This is a genomic window from Candidatus Binataceae bacterium (assembly GCA_035500095.1).
Taxonomy (GTDB): domain Bacteria; phylum Desulfobacterota; class Binatia; order Binatales; family Binataceae; genus JAKAVN01.
Genome location: DATJXN010000090.1, coordinates 1 through 16313 on the forward strand (window position 1 = coordinate 1; position 16313 = coordinate 16313).

Below are 16313 nucleotides of genomic sequence, written 5' to 3' on the forward strand. Positions count from 1 at the left end.
GCATGAACACCACCGCGACGATCAGGATGGTGCTTACGCGGTCGGAGTATGCCACTTCGTCGTTCAGTGCGGCGGTGGTCCCGATGGTGCCGCCGGCCAGCACGAACTTGACGTTTTTCATCGGATGTGCGGCCATGAACAGCTTGGCCCGCATGATCGCTTCATCGATCGTCGTGCCCTTGGCGTCCTTGTAGAAGACCACGAACTGTCCGTCGCGGGCATGGAAGTCCATGTACTCCAGGATCACGCCAGGCACCGGCGCGTTGGCCTCATACATGAACGTCATGTTGCCCACGCCGGCTTCGGTGCGCGGAATGACCGCCCACGCCGGGTCGTCGTAGTGATAGAGCCGGTTGACGCTACGCACCAGGGTCGGCAGATCGCGTGTACCGCCGGCCTCGGTCTGTTCCATCATGTAGTGGCGCAGGTTGTCGAGCACGGCGAGGACCTCGGGATCCTTGAGTGCGTCGTCCCGGCTGCCCTGCATATAGATGACCAGCTGGTTGGAGCCTGCGAAGTCGGCGTTGATCGCGCGCGCCGAAATATTGAAGTCCGAGTTCTGGAACAGCAGCGGCGATCCGGCCTCGGTCTCGCCGACCTGCACCGAAGTCGCCTCGTAGGCGCCGGCGGCGACGATCACCGCGGAGATCGCAAAGACCGCCCAGCGTCCGTTCCTGCTGGTACAGAATTCACCGACCCACGCAAGCAGATCGTGCATCCACTGAGGGACGTAGTGATGGGTCTTTGCAGGGCGCGGCAGCACGTCGAGCAGCAGCGGGATCAGCAGCAGAATCGTGAAGATGTTCGAAAAGCCCCAGAAGCTCGCGAAGAAGGCGAGCTTGCGGACCAGCGGGATGGTGGCGACGGCCAGCACCAGGATGCCGGCGGCGTCCGCGAGGACGCCGATTCCGCCCGGGAGCAGCAACTCACCCATCGCGATTGCGACGGCGTGATGCTTGTCGCCGGTGGCTTCAAGCTCCTCGAAATAACGCTCGACCATCTGCACGCCGTGGCTGGCGGCGCGCGCTGAAACCAGCAGCGGGATAACCAGGACAAGAGGGTCGAGGTTGTAGCCCAGAATACCCAGGAAGCCGAGGCCCCAGATAGCCTGTGCGACCGCGCCGATGAACGGGAGCAGCACGCCGTAGAGTCGGCGGAAGTAAACGATCAAGGTGCCGAAGATGAAGATGAACGTGACCGCGAAGATCTCCGCCAGCTCGCCGGTGTAGAACCACACCCAGCCCTTGAGCATCGGCTCGCCCGCCGCGTACAGCACCGTGTTGCTATCCTCGACGTGCTTGCGGATCTCCATGATCTGGTGCTGGATATTGCCGTAGTCGAGACGCTCTTCGTTGAAGCCCGCCAGGATCAGCGCGGCCTTGCCGTCAGTCGAGAGATATTTCCCGTAGACGATGTCGTTGTTGTACATCGCCTTCTTGAGTTCCTTGAGTTCGGCCGGGTCGGTCGGAACCTGCTCGGGCAAGACCGGCACCGACTTGATGAGGCCGCCCGAACGCGCCTCTAGACGCCGAATCTTCACGTGGGAGAGCGAGGCGACCTGGTAGTGGTTGACGCCGTCGATCTGGTCCACTTTCTCCGTGACGTAACGGATCTTCTTCAGCGTGTCGGTGTTGAAGATGTCGCCTTCCTTCACCCGCAGGGAGAGGCTGACGATGTTGGCGCCGCCGAAAGTCGTGCGGAAGTGATTGTACGCCTTGATGTACGGATGGGCCTGCGGCAACAGGTCGGCGAACTGGCTGTACATCTGAACCTTGACCGCGTGGAAGGCGAAAAAGACCGTGATCACGGCCAGCACCCCCAGCGTGGGCCATCGATGCCGCAGAGTTATTCGAGCAATGCCGTGGGTGATGCGTTCCGCCGCCGGTAGCTTGCTGAGATCCTTGACTGCCATTGAAGTTCCTGCTTTTAACGTCGGGATTTTCTGACGGCGTATCGCGCAGCCGCTAGGCCCCCGGTCGGTTCGGCTTAGCTCTCTGCTCGGTTCAGCTCTTGGCAGCGGCGATTCCCGCGGCCATGATCGTATCCTTGTTCAACGCTTCCCACGTCGCGCCGCCGTCGTGCGAGACGAGGATAGCTCCGTTTCCTCCCGTCATAATTCCCAGGGAGCCGTCGGGAGAAAACGACACGCTCCGCAGCCACGTGTAAACACGGCTCGAAACGCTCTCGTCAATCGCCCACCCCTTGTCACCTTCGTGGACCACCGTCCCGAGGAGCCCACCGGCTACCGCCGGATGTCCGGCGGGCGCGGCGATCGCAAACAGCGAGTTGGTGCCGCCACGATGAGCCTGCCACGTCGCGCCGCCGTCGTTGGTCTCCAGCACGTAGCCGCTGGCGGCCACGATGTAACCCTTCTGCGGGCTCGTCCATGCGCTGCCGAAGAGGTACAGATCCTGCTCGTTCAGTTCCGGTATTCCGCGATGGTACGCCTCCTCGTCGGTCACGTCCTCAACGTACTTGGGCAGCCCCACGACCTTGTCCGATTCCGTCCAGGTCTTGCCGCCGTCGGTCGTGTGCTTGATAACCCCGAATTCGCCCTGCACCCAGCCGTCCCTGTCGTCGAGGAATGCAACCCCGTTGAGCGCCTCGTCCTTGTGAAGGCTCTGGTCTTCCCAGGTCTTACCGCCGTCAGAGGAGTGAATGATGGTGGCCTCGGGGCCAACTGCCCAGATCTGATTCGGGTCTTTGCCGCGCCCGATCGAGAGCAGGTTTTCGCTGACGTTCTTTGGGGCGTCAACTTTATCCCAGGTCTTGCCGCCGTCGGTCGTGTGCAGGATGAGAGCGCGCTCGCCCCCGACTACGCAGTCGCTGGGGCTGGCACAGCTCACCGCGAACAACGAGTAATGTGTCCCGCTCTTCTGCAGCGCAACCTTGGTCGCGTTGTCAGTGATGCTCAGGATGGTTCCGTAGGTGCCGACCGCCCACGCGTGGTCTTTGTCCGCCACGGTTGAGCCATAATAATCTTCATGCTCGGGTAGCGATCGCCCCTCGGAGGAGTTTCCTATGCGCTCGGCGATCATGCGCTTCTGCGCCTCGCCCTCGCATCCCACCGACGTCACGCACAGCGCCGCCAGCGCCGCGCACATAATTGACAGTTTGCCGATTCTACCCATTGCCCCGTGCAGCAAAGGCCACCTCTCGAAAAATTCTCGACGCCGCATCGTTACCGTAACTTTCGATGGCGAACTCTCGTGCGCGGCCTCCCCGGCCACCGCAAACTCGGCCTCGACCCCCGAACGGTTACGTACGGACCAATTGGACGCGATGCCTTGCGCTATCGCGCCTTCCCTATTTCACCCATCAGTTGCCCCAGAGCCAGACCGAGAGTTGCCCTAATGGACACACTTCCCTTGGGTAAGACCCCTCCGCAGGCCACGCCCTGAGTTGGACGCTATAATGCTTGATCCAAAGGGAATGTCAAGCAGCCCGAAGCAATTAACATCCACCGTTTTTTTCCCGATCCCCTCCAGAGTCATATTTCGGTAACATTAGTCCGGCACTAAGTCCACGAGGTGCCGAAGACAATAGCCTGGCTGCCCGCCGGGCGGCATTCGGAGGTCCCGCCGCTTCATCGTCAAAAGATAACCTTGTGAGCTATAAACACTTCATAGATGAAGCCAATCCGCGGCTATGTCACTCCCGGGGGAAAAGAACGGAACCGGATTCGACAGCCCGAGCGCCAAGCCTCCGCTTGAAAAAAATTCACCGAAATGCTTGAGCTATCCGGCAACCCGTTGCGAAACAATAGCGGCATCGGGGGGGAGCACCAACCAAAGGAGCCGAAGCTGATGTTGAGAAGGAAATCATCGTTGTTTGTGGCGATCGTGGCGTCCATGATCGTTGGGGCGTGGTCGGGGATGGGGATGGCAGCTGATATCACCCCCGAAAACGTCGGAACGATGGCGAGCAGCGCCAAGACAGCCGACGATTACGCGGCGCTCGCGAACTATTACGACGCCCAGGCCAAGGCCGCCAAGGAACGGGCCGACGACGCCAAGGCGCAGTACAACACGATTCACGCGCCCAAGGGCCTGCGCACGGGAGCTGACACGGAAGTGATCACCACGCAGCGCGTCTTCATGAAGCGGTCGGCTGCGCACTACAACGCCTTGGCCGATCAGTACGCGAAGATGGCCGAGATGTACCACAAGCTCGCCAAGCCCGCCGGCGGCGGACAGTAGGCCAGAGCTTCCTTCATTTTGACCGGGCCGGACGCGAGCGTCCGACCCGATCATTACCGCCCCCTGGTATCGCCGACAGAAGCGTCGAAGGCGAAATCAGGGGGCGGATCGTTTTTCAAATTGAAACGGCGAATCGCACCCGGCGCACCAGGGAGCCGGGGACTGCAGCTTACTGCCCCAGCCATCCGGCGCGATCGAACAGCGCAAGCGAATCCCCAAGCGCGCGCAGGCGCGCCTTGTACTGTGCGCGCAACTGCAACGCGTCCTGGATGGTGACCGCGCGAAAACGAAAGCGCGTGCGCGGCGCCGCCTGGGCCACGCGATCGAGGTCGCACTGGATCACGGTTCCGATCGTTGCGTAGCCGCCACCCGTAACCGCGTCGCGCATCAGCAGGATTCCCTCTTTGCCGCCGGGCACCTGGATCGATCCGACCGGATAGCCGACGTCAACCACGTTCGAGGGATCGGAGCCGGCGCCAAAGGGCGGTTCGCGATCGCGAAATTTAAATCCGACCCCGTGAATCCGGTAACCGATACGATCGGCTTCGGTCGAAACCTCCCACGGCGTGCTCAGAAACTGCGCGACGCTCTCCTCGGTAAGCCGATAACTGCAAAGGCCCATCAGGATGCGCAGTTCGACGACCTCCGGAAAGGCCGGCAGCATTCGCGGATCAAGCCGCCGCCCGGTCAACTCCGCGGCGGCGCGCCGGGGCGCGCCGATGGCCAGGACGTCTTGCGCGGCGATCGCGCGCCCGCTTATTCCGCCGAAACGTCCGAGCATATAGGTCGAGCGGCTCCCCAATAGTTCGGGCACGTCGATTCCGCCGGCCACACAAACGTACGAGCGAACGCCCGCGACCGCCTGTCCGCACTGCAGCCTGTCGCCCGCCTTGAGCGCGAGCGCGACCCACATCGGCGCGGGCCGCCCGCTAACTCGCAACTCAAGCGGCGCGCCGGTCACCGCGACCGTGACCTCGGCGGCGGCCTCGAGCTCGGGGCCGAGAAATGTCGTTTCCAGCGCTGCGGCGCCTGCGTCATTGCCGACCAGCAGGTTGCCGGCGCGGAGAGAGAACTGATCCATCGCGCCCGACGGCGGCATCCCGATGTGATACCAGCCGAAGCGGCCGGCGTCCTGGATGGTAGTAACCAGCCCTGGTCTTAAGACTTTGAGCATCAGCGCGCTTCTTGCTCGAGGCGGTTGAGGTAGCGCTCAGGATCCTTGAAATAGACCGCAGGTCTGAATTCCTGCTCGACGATTCGGTAGCGATAGGTGCCGGCCTCGACCTCCGCGCGAATCGCGTTGAACTCGTCGAGATCGATCGGCCGCAGTTTCCATCGATCGGCCGCCTTGGCCAGGATTCGCGTCTCGCGCAGATCGACCAGCCGCCCTTCGGGTTCGTAAACCGGCACCGGCGTCATCCCGATCAACTGATAGCCGCCCGGCCCCCGCACCGGGTAGATCGCCATGAAAGCGCCGCCGTGCGAAACCGTGCGCTCGGGCGTGTCGGTGCGCGGGCGGATGTACTTGGGCGCCTGCAGCGCGCGTTCGCGCGGCACCATCTGGTAGCCCCAGGCGGTGCCGGGCACGAAACCGACCATCGAAATCCAGTAAGGGCGCCCCGAGTGCGCCGCGATAAACTCCTGCTTGTCGCTGAAGCCATTGATCCGCATCAGGTACTCCAGGTTGGTGACGGAGGGGTCCTGATGGCGCTCGGCAAACTGCCTGGCGCACTCCTTGGTCCACGGATCATCGTAGAGCACCGGGATGTCCACGATGCGCGAGCTGATGCTCGTGATGTGCTCGGCCTGATGCTCGAACTCGCGCAACGCCTTGACCAGCTTGTGCGGATCGATTTCCTCGGGCCGGTAGTGCACCAGGTACGATGAGTTGCCCGGGCATACTTCGATCACTCCGTCCACGCGATCGCGATCGATCGCCTGGCAGATCGAGAGAATCTTGAAGTTGACCTCGAGGCTCATCTCGATATCGAAGTCGACGAAGATGTATTCGTCGCCGCCGAAGTCGTAGCGGGTCTCCATCGCGCAGCGCCCCCCTCTCTCTCCCGCGCTAGGCCGCGGCCATCTCGCGCAGCACCTCGTCGGCCACCCGCAGCACTTCCTTGACGTCGTCGGCGGTATGCGCGGCCGAGAGGAACCCCGGATGATGGGGCGTAAGCAGGATGCCCTTGGAGAGGAGACCCATGCTGAACTCATACTGGCGGGCGGCGTTGGCGCGGATCGCGGTGCGTTTGCTCGTGACCGGAGCGTCGGCGAAGTGGACGTGAAAGAGCGAACCGACGCCGGTGACCTGGACCGGGAAGCCGTGGCGGCGCGCGCTCGCGGCGATACCCTCGCGCACCGCGTGGCCCATCGCGCCGACATACTCGTAAACCGGATTGCGTTCGAGTTCCGTGAGCGCCGCGAGTCCGGCGGCCATGCTGATCGGGTTGCCCGAAAACGTTCCCGAGGCGAAGCTCTTCTCCTTGACGTCCGACGGCTGCTTGGTCGGCGTGATCACTTTTTCCATCAAATCGCGCCGCCCGCCGAAGGCGCCTACCGGAAAGCCGCCGCCGACGATCTTGCCGATACATCCGAGGTCCGGGCGCACGCCGAAGTGGGCCGACGCGCCGCCCAGACCGAGGCGGAAGCCGGTCACGATCTCGTCGAAGATAAGCATCACGCCGTTCTCTTCGGTCGCCTTGCGGAGCGCGCGCAGGAATTCCGGATCGGCCGGCACCGCGCCGGTAAAAAACGCGGCCACTGGCTCGATAATCACCGCCGCGAGTTCGCGCCCGTGGCGGCGCACCAGGTCGATCGCGGCCATGTCGTTATACGGCAGCAGCAGCACGCTATCGATCACCGAATGCGGAATTCCGGCGCAATCCGGCATCGCGAGCGGCTCGTTTTCGGGTCCCTGCCCGCCCACCGCGCCGCCGACCAGCGACCAGTCGTGCTGGCCGTGGTAGTTGCCCTCGAACTTGGCGATCCGCTCGCGCCCGGTGAACGCGCGTGCCGCTCGCATCGCCATCAGCGTCGCCTCCGAGCCGCTGTTCACGAAGCGGATCATCTCCATGTAGTCCATAAGCTGCGCGACTTTCTTCGCTAGCTTCACTTCGAGCTCGGTGGCCATCAGCGGCAGGATCGCCTCGTCAATCTGCTCCTTGACCGCGCGCGTTATTGCCTCATGACCGTGGCCGAGAATCGCCGCGCCGACCGCGTCGAGCAAATCGACGTAGTCGTTGCCGTCAACGTCGATGACGTGCGCGCCGCGCGCGCGCTTGACATAGAGCGGGTAGGGCTTGAGAAACTTGGCGTTGCCGCTGACGCCGCCGGGCAGGACCGTGCGCGCGTCTTCGTAGATCGCACGCGAGCGCGGCGTCCGCGCGATGTAGGCGTTGACGAATTTTTCGAGCGCCATCGTGATTCGATTCTCCTGACTTGAGCGGGCGCAATATTTACGTGGGCCGGCTACGCACCGCGGCCCGCCTTCCGCCCGGTCTTTCCCACCGAAAACGAGAATCCGCAGCTAATCAGGCATGGGCATGCGCGGCATGCGCGCGGCCGTTGCCCTTGCTCTTGCCCTTGGCCGCTAGGTCCTGCACGGCGCTCCGCGCGGTCACTCCGGCCTGCTTGAGCGCCTTGTGCAAGGCGGCCAGAACCTCGGGCGCGTTGATCACGTCGCCGTGCACGCAGATGCTGTCGGCGTCGATCTTGATGTCCTTGCCGCTTGAGCTTTTGACCTTGCCCTCGGTGACGAACTTCATCACAAGGCCGACCATCTCCTCGATGTTTTCCTCGCCGTAGGTGCGCTTGACGCCGATCGAACCGTCTTCGGAGTAAACCAGGCCGGGATAGAACTCCTTGATCACCCGAAAGCCCATCTTCTCCGCGACCTCGAGCATCGGATGACGCGGCAGCGCCGGCAGATAAGCGACGAAGTTGGGATCGACTTCGCGGAAGCCTTCGAGGATCGCCCGCGAGTTCGCCTCGCTCTGCTGCGCCCACAGGTAGAACGCGCCGTGCGGCTTGGCCGCGATCAGTTTGACTCCGGCGGCATCGGCGAAGGCCTTGACCGCGCCGACCTGGTAAACCACGTAGTCGCGCGCTTCCTGCTGCGTGATGTTCATCAGGCGCCGCCCGAAACCCATCTTGTCGGGAAAGCCCGGGTGCGCACCGAGCGTCACGCCATAGCGCTTGGCCGATTCCACCGTGCGCCGAATCCACACCGGGTCGCCGGCGTGAAAGCCGCAGGCGATGTTGGCGTGGTTGATCTGTTTCATCACTTCGTCAGGGCGGCCCAGCACGTAGTTGCCGAAGGACTCGCCCATGTCGCTGTTAAGATCGATCCAGCTGCGCATTGTCGGTGAACCTCCTGTATCAGCCTTTGACGTGCGGCATCACTTCCTTCGCGAACAGCCGCATCGAGTTCATGGTCTTGTCCATATCCACGCCGGGAAGCTTCATCCAGCAGATAAGATAGTCCATTCCGATCTCGCTCCGATAGCGCTTGATCTCGCGCACGCAATGGTCGGGGCTGCCGATGATGAAGCGCTCGCGATGGCTCTCGAAAGTCACCGTGGCCGGGTCCTTGACCAGCTCGCCGTGGTCGTCGCGCAGCGGCCGCACGCCCGACCATTTGCCGTACATTCCGCCGTGGATGTGCATCACACCGTCGCGCGCCTGTTCCTCGGCCTGCGCCGTGGTCGGGGCGCAATAGACCTCGCGGATGACCGGCACGTAGGTGGGATGCTTGCCGAACTTGCCCAGGTACTCGTGATAGACCGCGAAATGCTGCTTGAGCTCGGCAACGTGGTGGCGCGGCGAGGCGACCAGCGCATCTGCCCATTGCGCGGCGCGGCGCACGCCGCCGCGCGTCGACGCGCCTATCCAGATCGGCGGGCGCGGCTTCTGCACGGGCTTGGGCGTGACTGAGGTCTCGGGAATCTTGTAGTAGCGGCCTTCGTACGAAAACGACTCGGTGGTCCAGGCCTTGATCATGATGTCGAGCTGCTCTTCCATCCGCCGCTCGCGGCCCGCGCGTTCTTCTTCGTATCCGGCGAACTCCTCGGGCCGGTAGCCCGCCGCCACGCCCAGGATGATGCGGCCGTTGGAGATGTTGTCGAGCACCGCCACGTCTTCGGCCGATTGCACCGGGCGATGGAGCGGCAGGAGATACATGCTGGTGCCAATGGTCATGCGGCGCGTGCGCGCCGCTATGGCGGCCGCCGCGATGAGCGGCGACGGGCAAAGGCCGTCAGTGAGAAAATGATGCTCAACGAGCCAGGCGGAATCGAAGCCCAGGGCCTCCCCCGCCTCAAGCTCCTCGAGCATCTCCCGGTAAAGCTGAGCCTGCGTGGCGGGCTTATCGGGTCGTGTTTGTTGGGAGTACAAGAGGCCGAAACGCATGGTTTTGCTCCTGATGAGCCAGCCGGCTCAGTATAGGCGCTGCTATACCACAGCCGGTTTCAGCCTGACAGCCAGAGCGCGCGGCGCCCCGGAATCCGGGTTAGCCAGGCGGCGCGAGCGCCCAAATTCAAGCCATCGGGGTGAAAAATAGGGGCGGATGGGGCTTGTCGCGGGTGATGACATATGCAACAACCTTGCAGGTTAGTTTTTGAGGGGGGAAGGTTCCCAGGTAACTCTAGCTGGCCGGGGGAGAGGCATCGCTGGAGCGCGCTGCTCGTCCATGGCTGGGAAGGAAGGATGATGGTGATTAGAAAATTCGGTCTGTACCTGATGGGAGCGGCCGCCGTATGCATGGTCGCCGGCTGTTCAGCCAATGAGGAACAAAGGGGCTGTGAAACGCTGGGCGCTTTGGGGGGCGCGGTAGTCGGAGCTGGAATCGCCACTGCCGTGATCCTGGCAGAGGAGAATCACAGCTCGCACGAGAGCAGCTACTTCGCCTGGGGCATTCCGACCGGTCTAGCCGTGGGCGGTCTGGCCGGTGGAGCGATCGGTCACTATCTGTGTCCACCGCCGCCGCCTCCGCCGCCGCCTCCTCCGCCTCCGCCGCCGCCTCCTCCGCCTCCGCCGCCGCCTCCTCCGCCGCCGGAGAAGCTAATCCTGCGTGGCGTGCACTTTGACTTCAACAAGTCGAAGATCCGTCCGCAAGATGCGGCCGTGCTCGACGAAGCCGCGGGTATCCTGAAGCAGCACGCCGATGTATCGGTCAACGTCAACGGCTACTGCGACGCGATCGGTTCCGTGCGCTACAACCTGAAGCTCTCCGAGCGCCGTTCCGACGCGGTGGTGAAATACCTCGTCGACCACGGAATCGCGGAGAACCGCCTGAGCCCGCACGGCTATGGCAAGACGGACTTCGTCGCGACCAACAAGACCGCCGAAGGACGTGCTCAGAACCGCCGGGTCGAACTGATTCCGAATCAGTAAGAGCCGGGCTGTAAACAGCAAAAGCAACGGCCGCAGCCCCCTAAAGGGCTGCGGCCGTTGTGCGTTCGGCCGCCGCGCGCACCTCCGGGCGCGCGTCGGACGGCCTGAAGTTCATGAGATTAGCGCCCAGGTGCCCACATGACCGGTACGGCCAAAATGCGGGTTGCGCGACCAACCGACAACCTGGAAGCGGTCGCGCGCTTTTACAACGAAGGCCTCGGCTTTGCCGAGTTATACCGCTTCGAGCATCACGCCGGGTTTGACGGAGTTATGCTCGGGTCGCCGGGCGCGCCGTATCATCTGGAATTCACGAAAGCGCATGGGCATTGCGCCGGCCGAGCGCCAACGGCCGACAATCTGCTGGTGTTCTATCTACCCGATGAAGGCGAATGGAATGCTGCTGTTGCGCGGATCAAAAAGGCGGGCTACGAGCCGGTCCCGTCCTTCAATCCCTACTGGGACCAACATGGACTGACTTTCGAAGATCCCGACGGATATCGCGTGGTGCTCGCGCATGAAGCCTGGGAGCTATAGACGCACCCCTCGGCCCTTCGCCCCAAAACGCACGGCGCCCGCGATCCCCTGATTGAGGATACGGCCGCCGTGTTTTTTCGACGCATCCGGGCGCGCCGGACTATTTGACCTACTTAACTTCGACGCTGATCTCGCGATACACACTCTTGCCGACGTTCGCGAGGTCGCGCTCGACTCCGGACGGCTGCCAGTACACATCCTTGGCGTTGCGCGTCTCTTCCTTGGACCGCTCAGGGCCCGCGGCGGCACGTTCCGTCACCTTGACCTTGCCCGGCTGGACCACAAACACCGCGGTATCGCGCTCGCAGTGCCGCTTGCCGAGGCTCTTGCCCGGCGGCAGCGTAGTCTCGACGATCCGCATCCGCCCATTCTCCATCACGCAGATGCTGCCCGCGCGATCCGCGGTGCCGACCAGCGCGTCGCAGGAGGTGAAGCCGGCGCGATCCTGGCCGGGCTTCGGCGGCCGCTTGATTTCGATCAGAGCCTCGCGAAATGGCGTCTCGCTGACGTTGCGGAAGCTCTCGGTGCCGCCGGCCTTGATGTAATAGACCGAGCGATCGTGCGCGACGAAGTCGTAGGCGCCGTAGTCGCGGTCGTCAACTTTGAGATTCGCGCCGCTGGTGATGTAGAGCACGTAGTCGTTGGTGTGGTGATGGAGGCCGAAGGTGGCGCCGGGCGCGACGTCCATCTCCCACACGCGCACTTCCTGGTTCTCGAACAAGGACCGCGTCGCGATCTGGGTCATCGGATGTTGGCCCTTGGCTTTCGGCTGCTGCTTGTGTTCGGAAACGTGTCCGCTGCCCGCCATATATTTTCCTCCTGGACCGCCGCGGAACGATCGCCGCGCGATCTTCCGCAAGGTTTTTGTCGGCTCTCCGATCCGCCCTATACCACCGCCTTGAAAAAAGCGCCAACGGTCGCGCGAGCCCACGCCATCTTCGATCATCCTTTGAGCTTGAAGTAGTCAGGGCGGCCGGCGGTCCATTGTTCCCCCCACATCTGGAAGCCGCCGTCGATTGCGAGGATTTCGCCGGTGATGAATTTTCCGCTTGGCCCGGCGAGGTAGCAGCAGGCGTCCGCAACGTCCTGCGCGTCGCCGAATTTCATCATCGGATTGGCGCGCCGGAACTCCGCCCTCGCCTCCTCCGGATAGACGTTCATGCCTTCGGTCGCCGTTACGCCGGGCGCCACATTGTTGATCCGAATCTTGAGCGGCGCCCATTCGACGGCGAGCGTCTTGCTCAGGTAGATAACCCCGGCGCGCGCGGCCGCCGTATGCGCGACTCCCGGCATACCGCGTTCCACTACGGCGACAATATTGACGATACATCCGGGGCTCCCGGTGGCGCGCCATCGCCGCGCCGCCGCCTGCATCATGTACCAGGTGCCGTTCAGGTTGGTGTCGATGACCGCGAGCCACCCCTTGACGCTGAAGTCGATCGCCGGTTGCGGAAACTGGCCGCCGGCGTTGTTGACCAACACGTCGAGCCGTCCGTAGCGACTCCACGCGGCGTCAAACAGCGCCGCGACCTGCTCCGGGTCGCGGATCGTCATCGGATGAACGAGACAATCGATTCCAAGCGCACGCATCCCCGCAGCCGTGCGCTCCAGCGGCTCGGCCCTGCGACCGCAAATCACCAGCTTCGCTCCGAGGCGGCCGAACTGGTAGGCGATCGCCTTGCCCAGCCCCGTACCTGCACCGGAGACCAGCGCCACCTGGCCCTCGAACAGGCCGGGCCGCCAGCTGAGCTCGAGCGTCGCAAGCTCTTCGTCGGTGAATCCGAAAATCCGATAACTATCTCGATGACTATCGGCCATCGCCGGTTCCCCAACCATTTGCAGGAAGCCCGCGATGGCCCGTATCGATATGCTCAGGATCGAGATGGGCGGGGCGCGCGCGCGCCTCGCCGAACTCCGCCTCGCGCAGGATCTTCCGCGGATTTGTCTCGCCCTCGACGAAGGCGGTCACATAGCCGTTCCCCATCGCATCCGCCGCGTCGCATTCGAAAATCGGCTCCGGCACCGCCATTCCATGCGCGTGCGCTATCCGCATCACGCGGAACTGCACGGCCGGCGGCAGAGACGGACTTTCGGCTTCGTCCGGGATTTCCTGGCGCGAGACCGGGCGGCGGCGCACAGCCTGGCGGAACGATTCGAGCTCGTCTGCGGAACTTTTGTTGGCCGGGGCTTGGGCGGCGGAATTTTGCCTCGCGGATGCTCGCGGCATGCATAAGTCTTTACGCGGGAGAAGCGACCGGAGGCAAGCGATCTTCCTGACGGAAGGCGAACGCCGGCAAACCGGGCGGCGCGTCGCAGCTCGATGCGGCTTTGGAGAGCCGGCCGAATCAGTTCAATGCGAATTTGACGGGCGCGGAGCGCTGCCCTCGCGCGACGCGCACGATCTTTCGGCTTCGAGCAGCGGGCGGACGACTCTCGCCTCATGTTCGATCTCGTCGAGCAGCGGCTGCGCCCCTTCACCCGACCCTTCGCGCGCCAGGACTTCGAGTTGGCTGCACAGCCTCGCCATCCGGGCGAGGCCCAGGCTAAGACACGAGCCCTTGAATTCGTGAGCGCGCTCGTCGAGCGCGCTCAGCTGGCCGTGCAACGAGGCTTCGCGCATCGAGGCCAGCCGGGAGTCCAGTTCGCCGTAGAACATATCGATAAGCTCCCGCAGGAAATCGCCGCTTTCGCATCCGCGCGAGAGGTCGAGCAGCTCGATCATCACCTCGGGATCGATACTGTCGCAACTCGAGGAAGCCCCCGCCCGGCCTGCGCCGTTGTGCGCGTTTGCGGCCCCATTCAACGGGACCCAGCGCGCCAGCGCCGCCTCGAGCGCCTCCAGCCTTACGGGCTTGGCCATGTAGTCGTCCATGCCGGCGGCAAAACATCGCTCGCGCGCTCCCTCCTGGGCAAAGGCGGTCATCGCGATGATGATCGTGTGCTGGAGGCCTGATTCGCGCCGCCGAATCTCGGCGGTGGTCGCGTAGCCGTCCATCTTCGGCATCTGGCAATCCATCAGGACCGCCGCGTATGATCCGCGCGCCAGCATTTCCAGCGCAGCGGGGCCGTTGTCGATCGCGTCGGCGGCGTAGCCAAGCTTGCGCAACTGGTTGAGCGCAAGCTTCTGGTTGATCGCGTTGTCCTCGACTACCAGCACCCGCAAGGCATTGGGGGGCTGGCGGCGCGATTGAGCTTCTCCGATCAGCGCGCCGTTGACGCCGTGTCTGGCCTGCTGCTCGCGATGTCTGTGCTTCTGAAGGTCGCCCAGGATGAGCAGGAGTTGCGACGGCCTGATAGGCCGTGCGAGCCAGCGGTCGGCTTGCAACGAATCTCGCGCCCGGCTCGAAGCTTCCGCGTCGGGCGAACTGGTGGCGATAAGCCAGGTGCCGCTGATCGCCGGGTCCGCCTTGATCGCGCGCATGAGATGAACGCCGCCGCCGGCGGGTGCGTGCAGATCGACGATCGCCGCGTCGTACGGCGTTCCCGCAGCGGCGCCGGTGCACAGCAAGTGCAGCGCGCGCGCGCCGTCGGCCGCCGCGTCGGCGTGCACGCCCCATCCCGCGAGCCGCTTGCAGAGGCTCGCGCTCAGCGTCGCGTTGTCCTCGACCACCAGCAGCCGCATGCGTTTAAGCTCGGCGCGCAAATCCGTCGCAGCGCTCACGAAGGGGCGCTGCTTGTGCAACCTCATCGTGAAGCGAAACACGGATCCGCGGCCGGGCTCGCTCTCGACCTCGATCCGCCCTCCCATTCGCTCGACCAGCTGCGCCGAGATGGCCAGCCCCAACCCCGAACCGCCGTACTTGCGCGTGGTCGAACCGTCAACCTGGGAAAACGGTTGAAAGAGCAGCTTCTGCGCCTCGGGCGCGATCCCAATCCCGGTATCCCGCACCTCGCAGCGCACGGCCGTTGCGGCTGCGGACTCCTCTTCTTTCACCAGGCGCAGAACTATCTCGCCGCGCTCGGTGAACTTGACCGCGTTGCTGATCAGGTTCACCAGCACCTGCTGAAGCCGCGCGGGATCGCCCCGGAGCAGACGCGGCACCTCATCGTCGACATCAAGAATAAGCTCGACGTTGCTGCGCTGCGCGCGTTCGCCGAAGAGCCCGACCGCGGTCTCGACTACCTGCAGAAGGTCGAAGTCGATCTGCTGCAGCACAACCTTGCCCGCGGCGAGATTGGAGAAATCCAGCAGATCGTTGACCATTCCGAACAGCAGGTCGGTGCTCAGTTGCACGGTCTCGGCGTACTCGCGCTGCTCGGGGCTGAGCTCGGTGCCGAGCAGCAGCTGCGTCATTCCGATAATGCCGTTGAGCGGGGTGCGGATTTCGTGGCTCATGTTGCTGAGGAACTCGGAGCGCAGCCGTTCCGCCTCGCGCGCGAGCGCCTGGGCGCGTTTTGTATGCTCCTCGGCAATTTTTCTCTCGTTGATGTCGCTTATCACCACCATCCCGCCAAGGATGGTGCCGTCGTCGGTTCTGACCGGGCGCGCGAAGATTTCGACCCACAAGTCGGACGCCCTGGCCGGCCCACGCACGATGAACTGCGCGTTGTTGACTTCCTCGCCCCGCATCGCACGGGAGAGCGGCCACTCCTCCACCGCGATCGGGTTTCCGTCATGAGAGGCGAGCAACTGGCATTGGTCGCCGGCGGCGTTGAGGTCGACCCCTCGCAGGTCGGCGCCACAGATCGCGCTTGCGCCGCGGTTGAACAGCACCAGGCGCGAATCCCGATCGCAAACCATCACGCCCTCGCCCATATTGTCGAGCACGAACTGCAGCAGGTCGATCTGATGACGAGGTGGTAGCTCGAGCGCGCCCGAGCCGGCCGCGTCGGAGGACGCGGGCGCGCCGCTGCGCCTGGATCGCGCTCTCAGAAACTCCAGCATGTTGGCTCCGATTCCGGAAAGGTCCGCCATTGTCTTAATGCCTCAAGCCTCCGCGTGCAGATTCGGCATGCTTTCCAAGGCCAACAGTGAGCAGCGCGATCCAATACCGCGGATTCTGGAGCCTCCCGCGGGCCTTGGGAAAAAATTCCCGCGGAAACTGTCTTTATGCAGAATTTATGCCTAGATGAGCGTTATGACGCACCTATGACCAAATTTCCCGCTCGTTATTGCGCTCGCTACAACTGAGGTTTCGTTCGCGTCTCGAGGGTGAGCACTGTTAGTCAATGTTCGCCATAAATAGGCAC

Annotated in this window: 14 protein-coding genes; 3 read left to right on the forward strand and 11 right to left on the reverse strand. The window is 63.6% G+C overall.

Annotated elements, in window-relative coordinates:
- On the reverse strand, positions 1-1912 hold a 1912-nt coding region (locus VMI09_09295), incomplete at its 3' end, for an MMPL family transporter (GenBank protein HTQ24879.1).
- A gap of 91 nt (positions 1913-2003) precedes the next feature.
- Positions 2004-3104, reverse strand: a complete 1101-nt coding sequence (locus VMI09_09300) for a YCF48-related protein (protein HTQ24880.1) — start codon at positions 3102-3104, stop codon at positions 2004-2006.
- 702 nt (positions 3105-3806) lie between these two features.
- Between VMI09_09300 and VMI09_09305 the strand changes: the two genes are divergently transcribed.
- Positions 3807-4199 (forward strand): hypothetical protein, encoded by a 393-nt coding sequence (locus VMI09_09305; GenBank protein HTQ24881.1) that lies wholly within the window; start codon positions 3807-3809, stop codon positions 4197-4199.
- A gap of 169 nt (positions 4200-4368) precedes the next feature.
- Here VMI09_09305 and VMI09_09310 read toward each other — a convergent pair whose 3' ends face one another.
- The 5 genes from VMI09_09310 to VMI09_09330 form a co-directional block, all read right to left on the reverse strand.
- Complete coding sequence (locus VMI09_09310) at positions 4369-5373, reverse strand: biotin-dependent carboxyltransferase family protein (protein ID HTQ24882.1); 1005 nt, start codon at positions 5371-5373, stop codon at positions 4369-4371.
- On the reverse strand, positions 5373-6239 hold the full coding sequence (locus VMI09_09315) for an allophanate hydrolase subunit 1 (protein HTQ24883.1): 867 nt from the start codon (positions 6237-6239) through the stop codon (positions 5373-5375). Before VMI09_09315 ends, VMI09_09310 begins: the two co-directional genes overlap by 1 nt.
- 28 nt (positions 6240-6267) lie before the next feature.
- Positions 6268-7617 (reverse strand): glutamate-1-semialdehyde 2,1-aminomutase, encoded by a 1350-nt coding sequence (locus tag VMI09_09320; protein HTQ24884.1) that lies wholly within the window; start codon positions 7615-7617, stop codon positions 6268-6270.
- 112 nt (positions 7618-7729) lie between these two features.
- Complete coding sequence (locus VMI09_09325; GenBank protein HTQ24885.1) at positions 7730-8557, reverse strand: 5-oxoprolinase subunit PxpA; 828 nt, start codon at positions 8555-8557, stop codon at positions 7730-7732.
- 19 nt (positions 8558-8576) lie between these two features.
- Positions 8577-9605: an LLM class flavin-dependent oxidoreductase gene (locus VMI09_09330; protein ID HTQ24886.1), complete on the reverse strand. Its 1029-nt coding sequence runs from the start codon at positions 9603-9605 to the stop codon at positions 8577-8579.
- 300 nt (positions 9606-9905) lie between these two features.
- On the opposite strand from VMI09_09330, the gene VMI09_09335 reads away from it, so the two are divergent.
- Together VMI09_09335 and VMI09_09340 are read left to right on the forward strand one after the other, a co-directional pair.
- Complete coding sequence (locus tag VMI09_09335; GenBank protein ID HTQ24887.1) at positions 9906-10589, forward strand: OmpA family protein; 684 nt, start codon at positions 9906-9908, stop codon at positions 10587-10589.
- 138 nt (positions 10590-10727) lie between these two features.
- Entirely contained in the window at positions 10728-11123 is a 396-nt protein-coding gene (locus VMI09_09340; protein HTQ24888.1) for a VOC family protein, read from the forward strand.
- A 109-nt stretch (positions 11124-11232) separates the two neighbouring features.
- Here the strand turns inward: VMI09_09340 and VMI09_09345 are convergent, their stop codons facing one another.
- The 4 genes from VMI09_09345 to VMI09_09360 all read right to left on the reverse strand — a co-directional run bounded on the left by VMI09_09345 (position 11233) and on the right by VMI09_09360 (position 16038).
- Positions 11233-11931: a hypothetical protein gene (locus VMI09_09345; protein ID HTQ24889.1), complete on the reverse strand. Its 699-nt coding sequence runs from the start codon at positions 11929-11931 to the stop codon at positions 11233-11235.
- Between the two features lie 134 nt (positions 11932-12065).
- The gene (locus VMI09_09350; GenBank protein ID HTQ24890.1) at positions 12066-12941 is read right to left on the reverse strand and encodes an SDR family oxidoreductase; all 876 of its coding nucleotides are present in this window, start codon (positions 12939-12941) and stop codon (positions 12066-12068) included.
- A complete protein-coding gene (locus tag VMI09_09355; protein ID HTQ24891.1) occupies positions 12931-13350 on the reverse strand; it encodes a hypothetical protein in 420 nt (139 codons plus the stop codon). Before VMI09_09355 ends, VMI09_09350 begins: the two co-directional genes overlap by 11 nt.
- Before the next feature lie 123 nt (positions 13351-13473).
- Complete coding sequence (locus VMI09_09360) at positions 13474-16038, reverse strand: response regulator (protein ID HTQ24892.1); 2565 nt, start codon at positions 16036-16038, stop codon at positions 13474-13476.
- Positions 16039-16313: the final 275 nt, after the last annotated feature.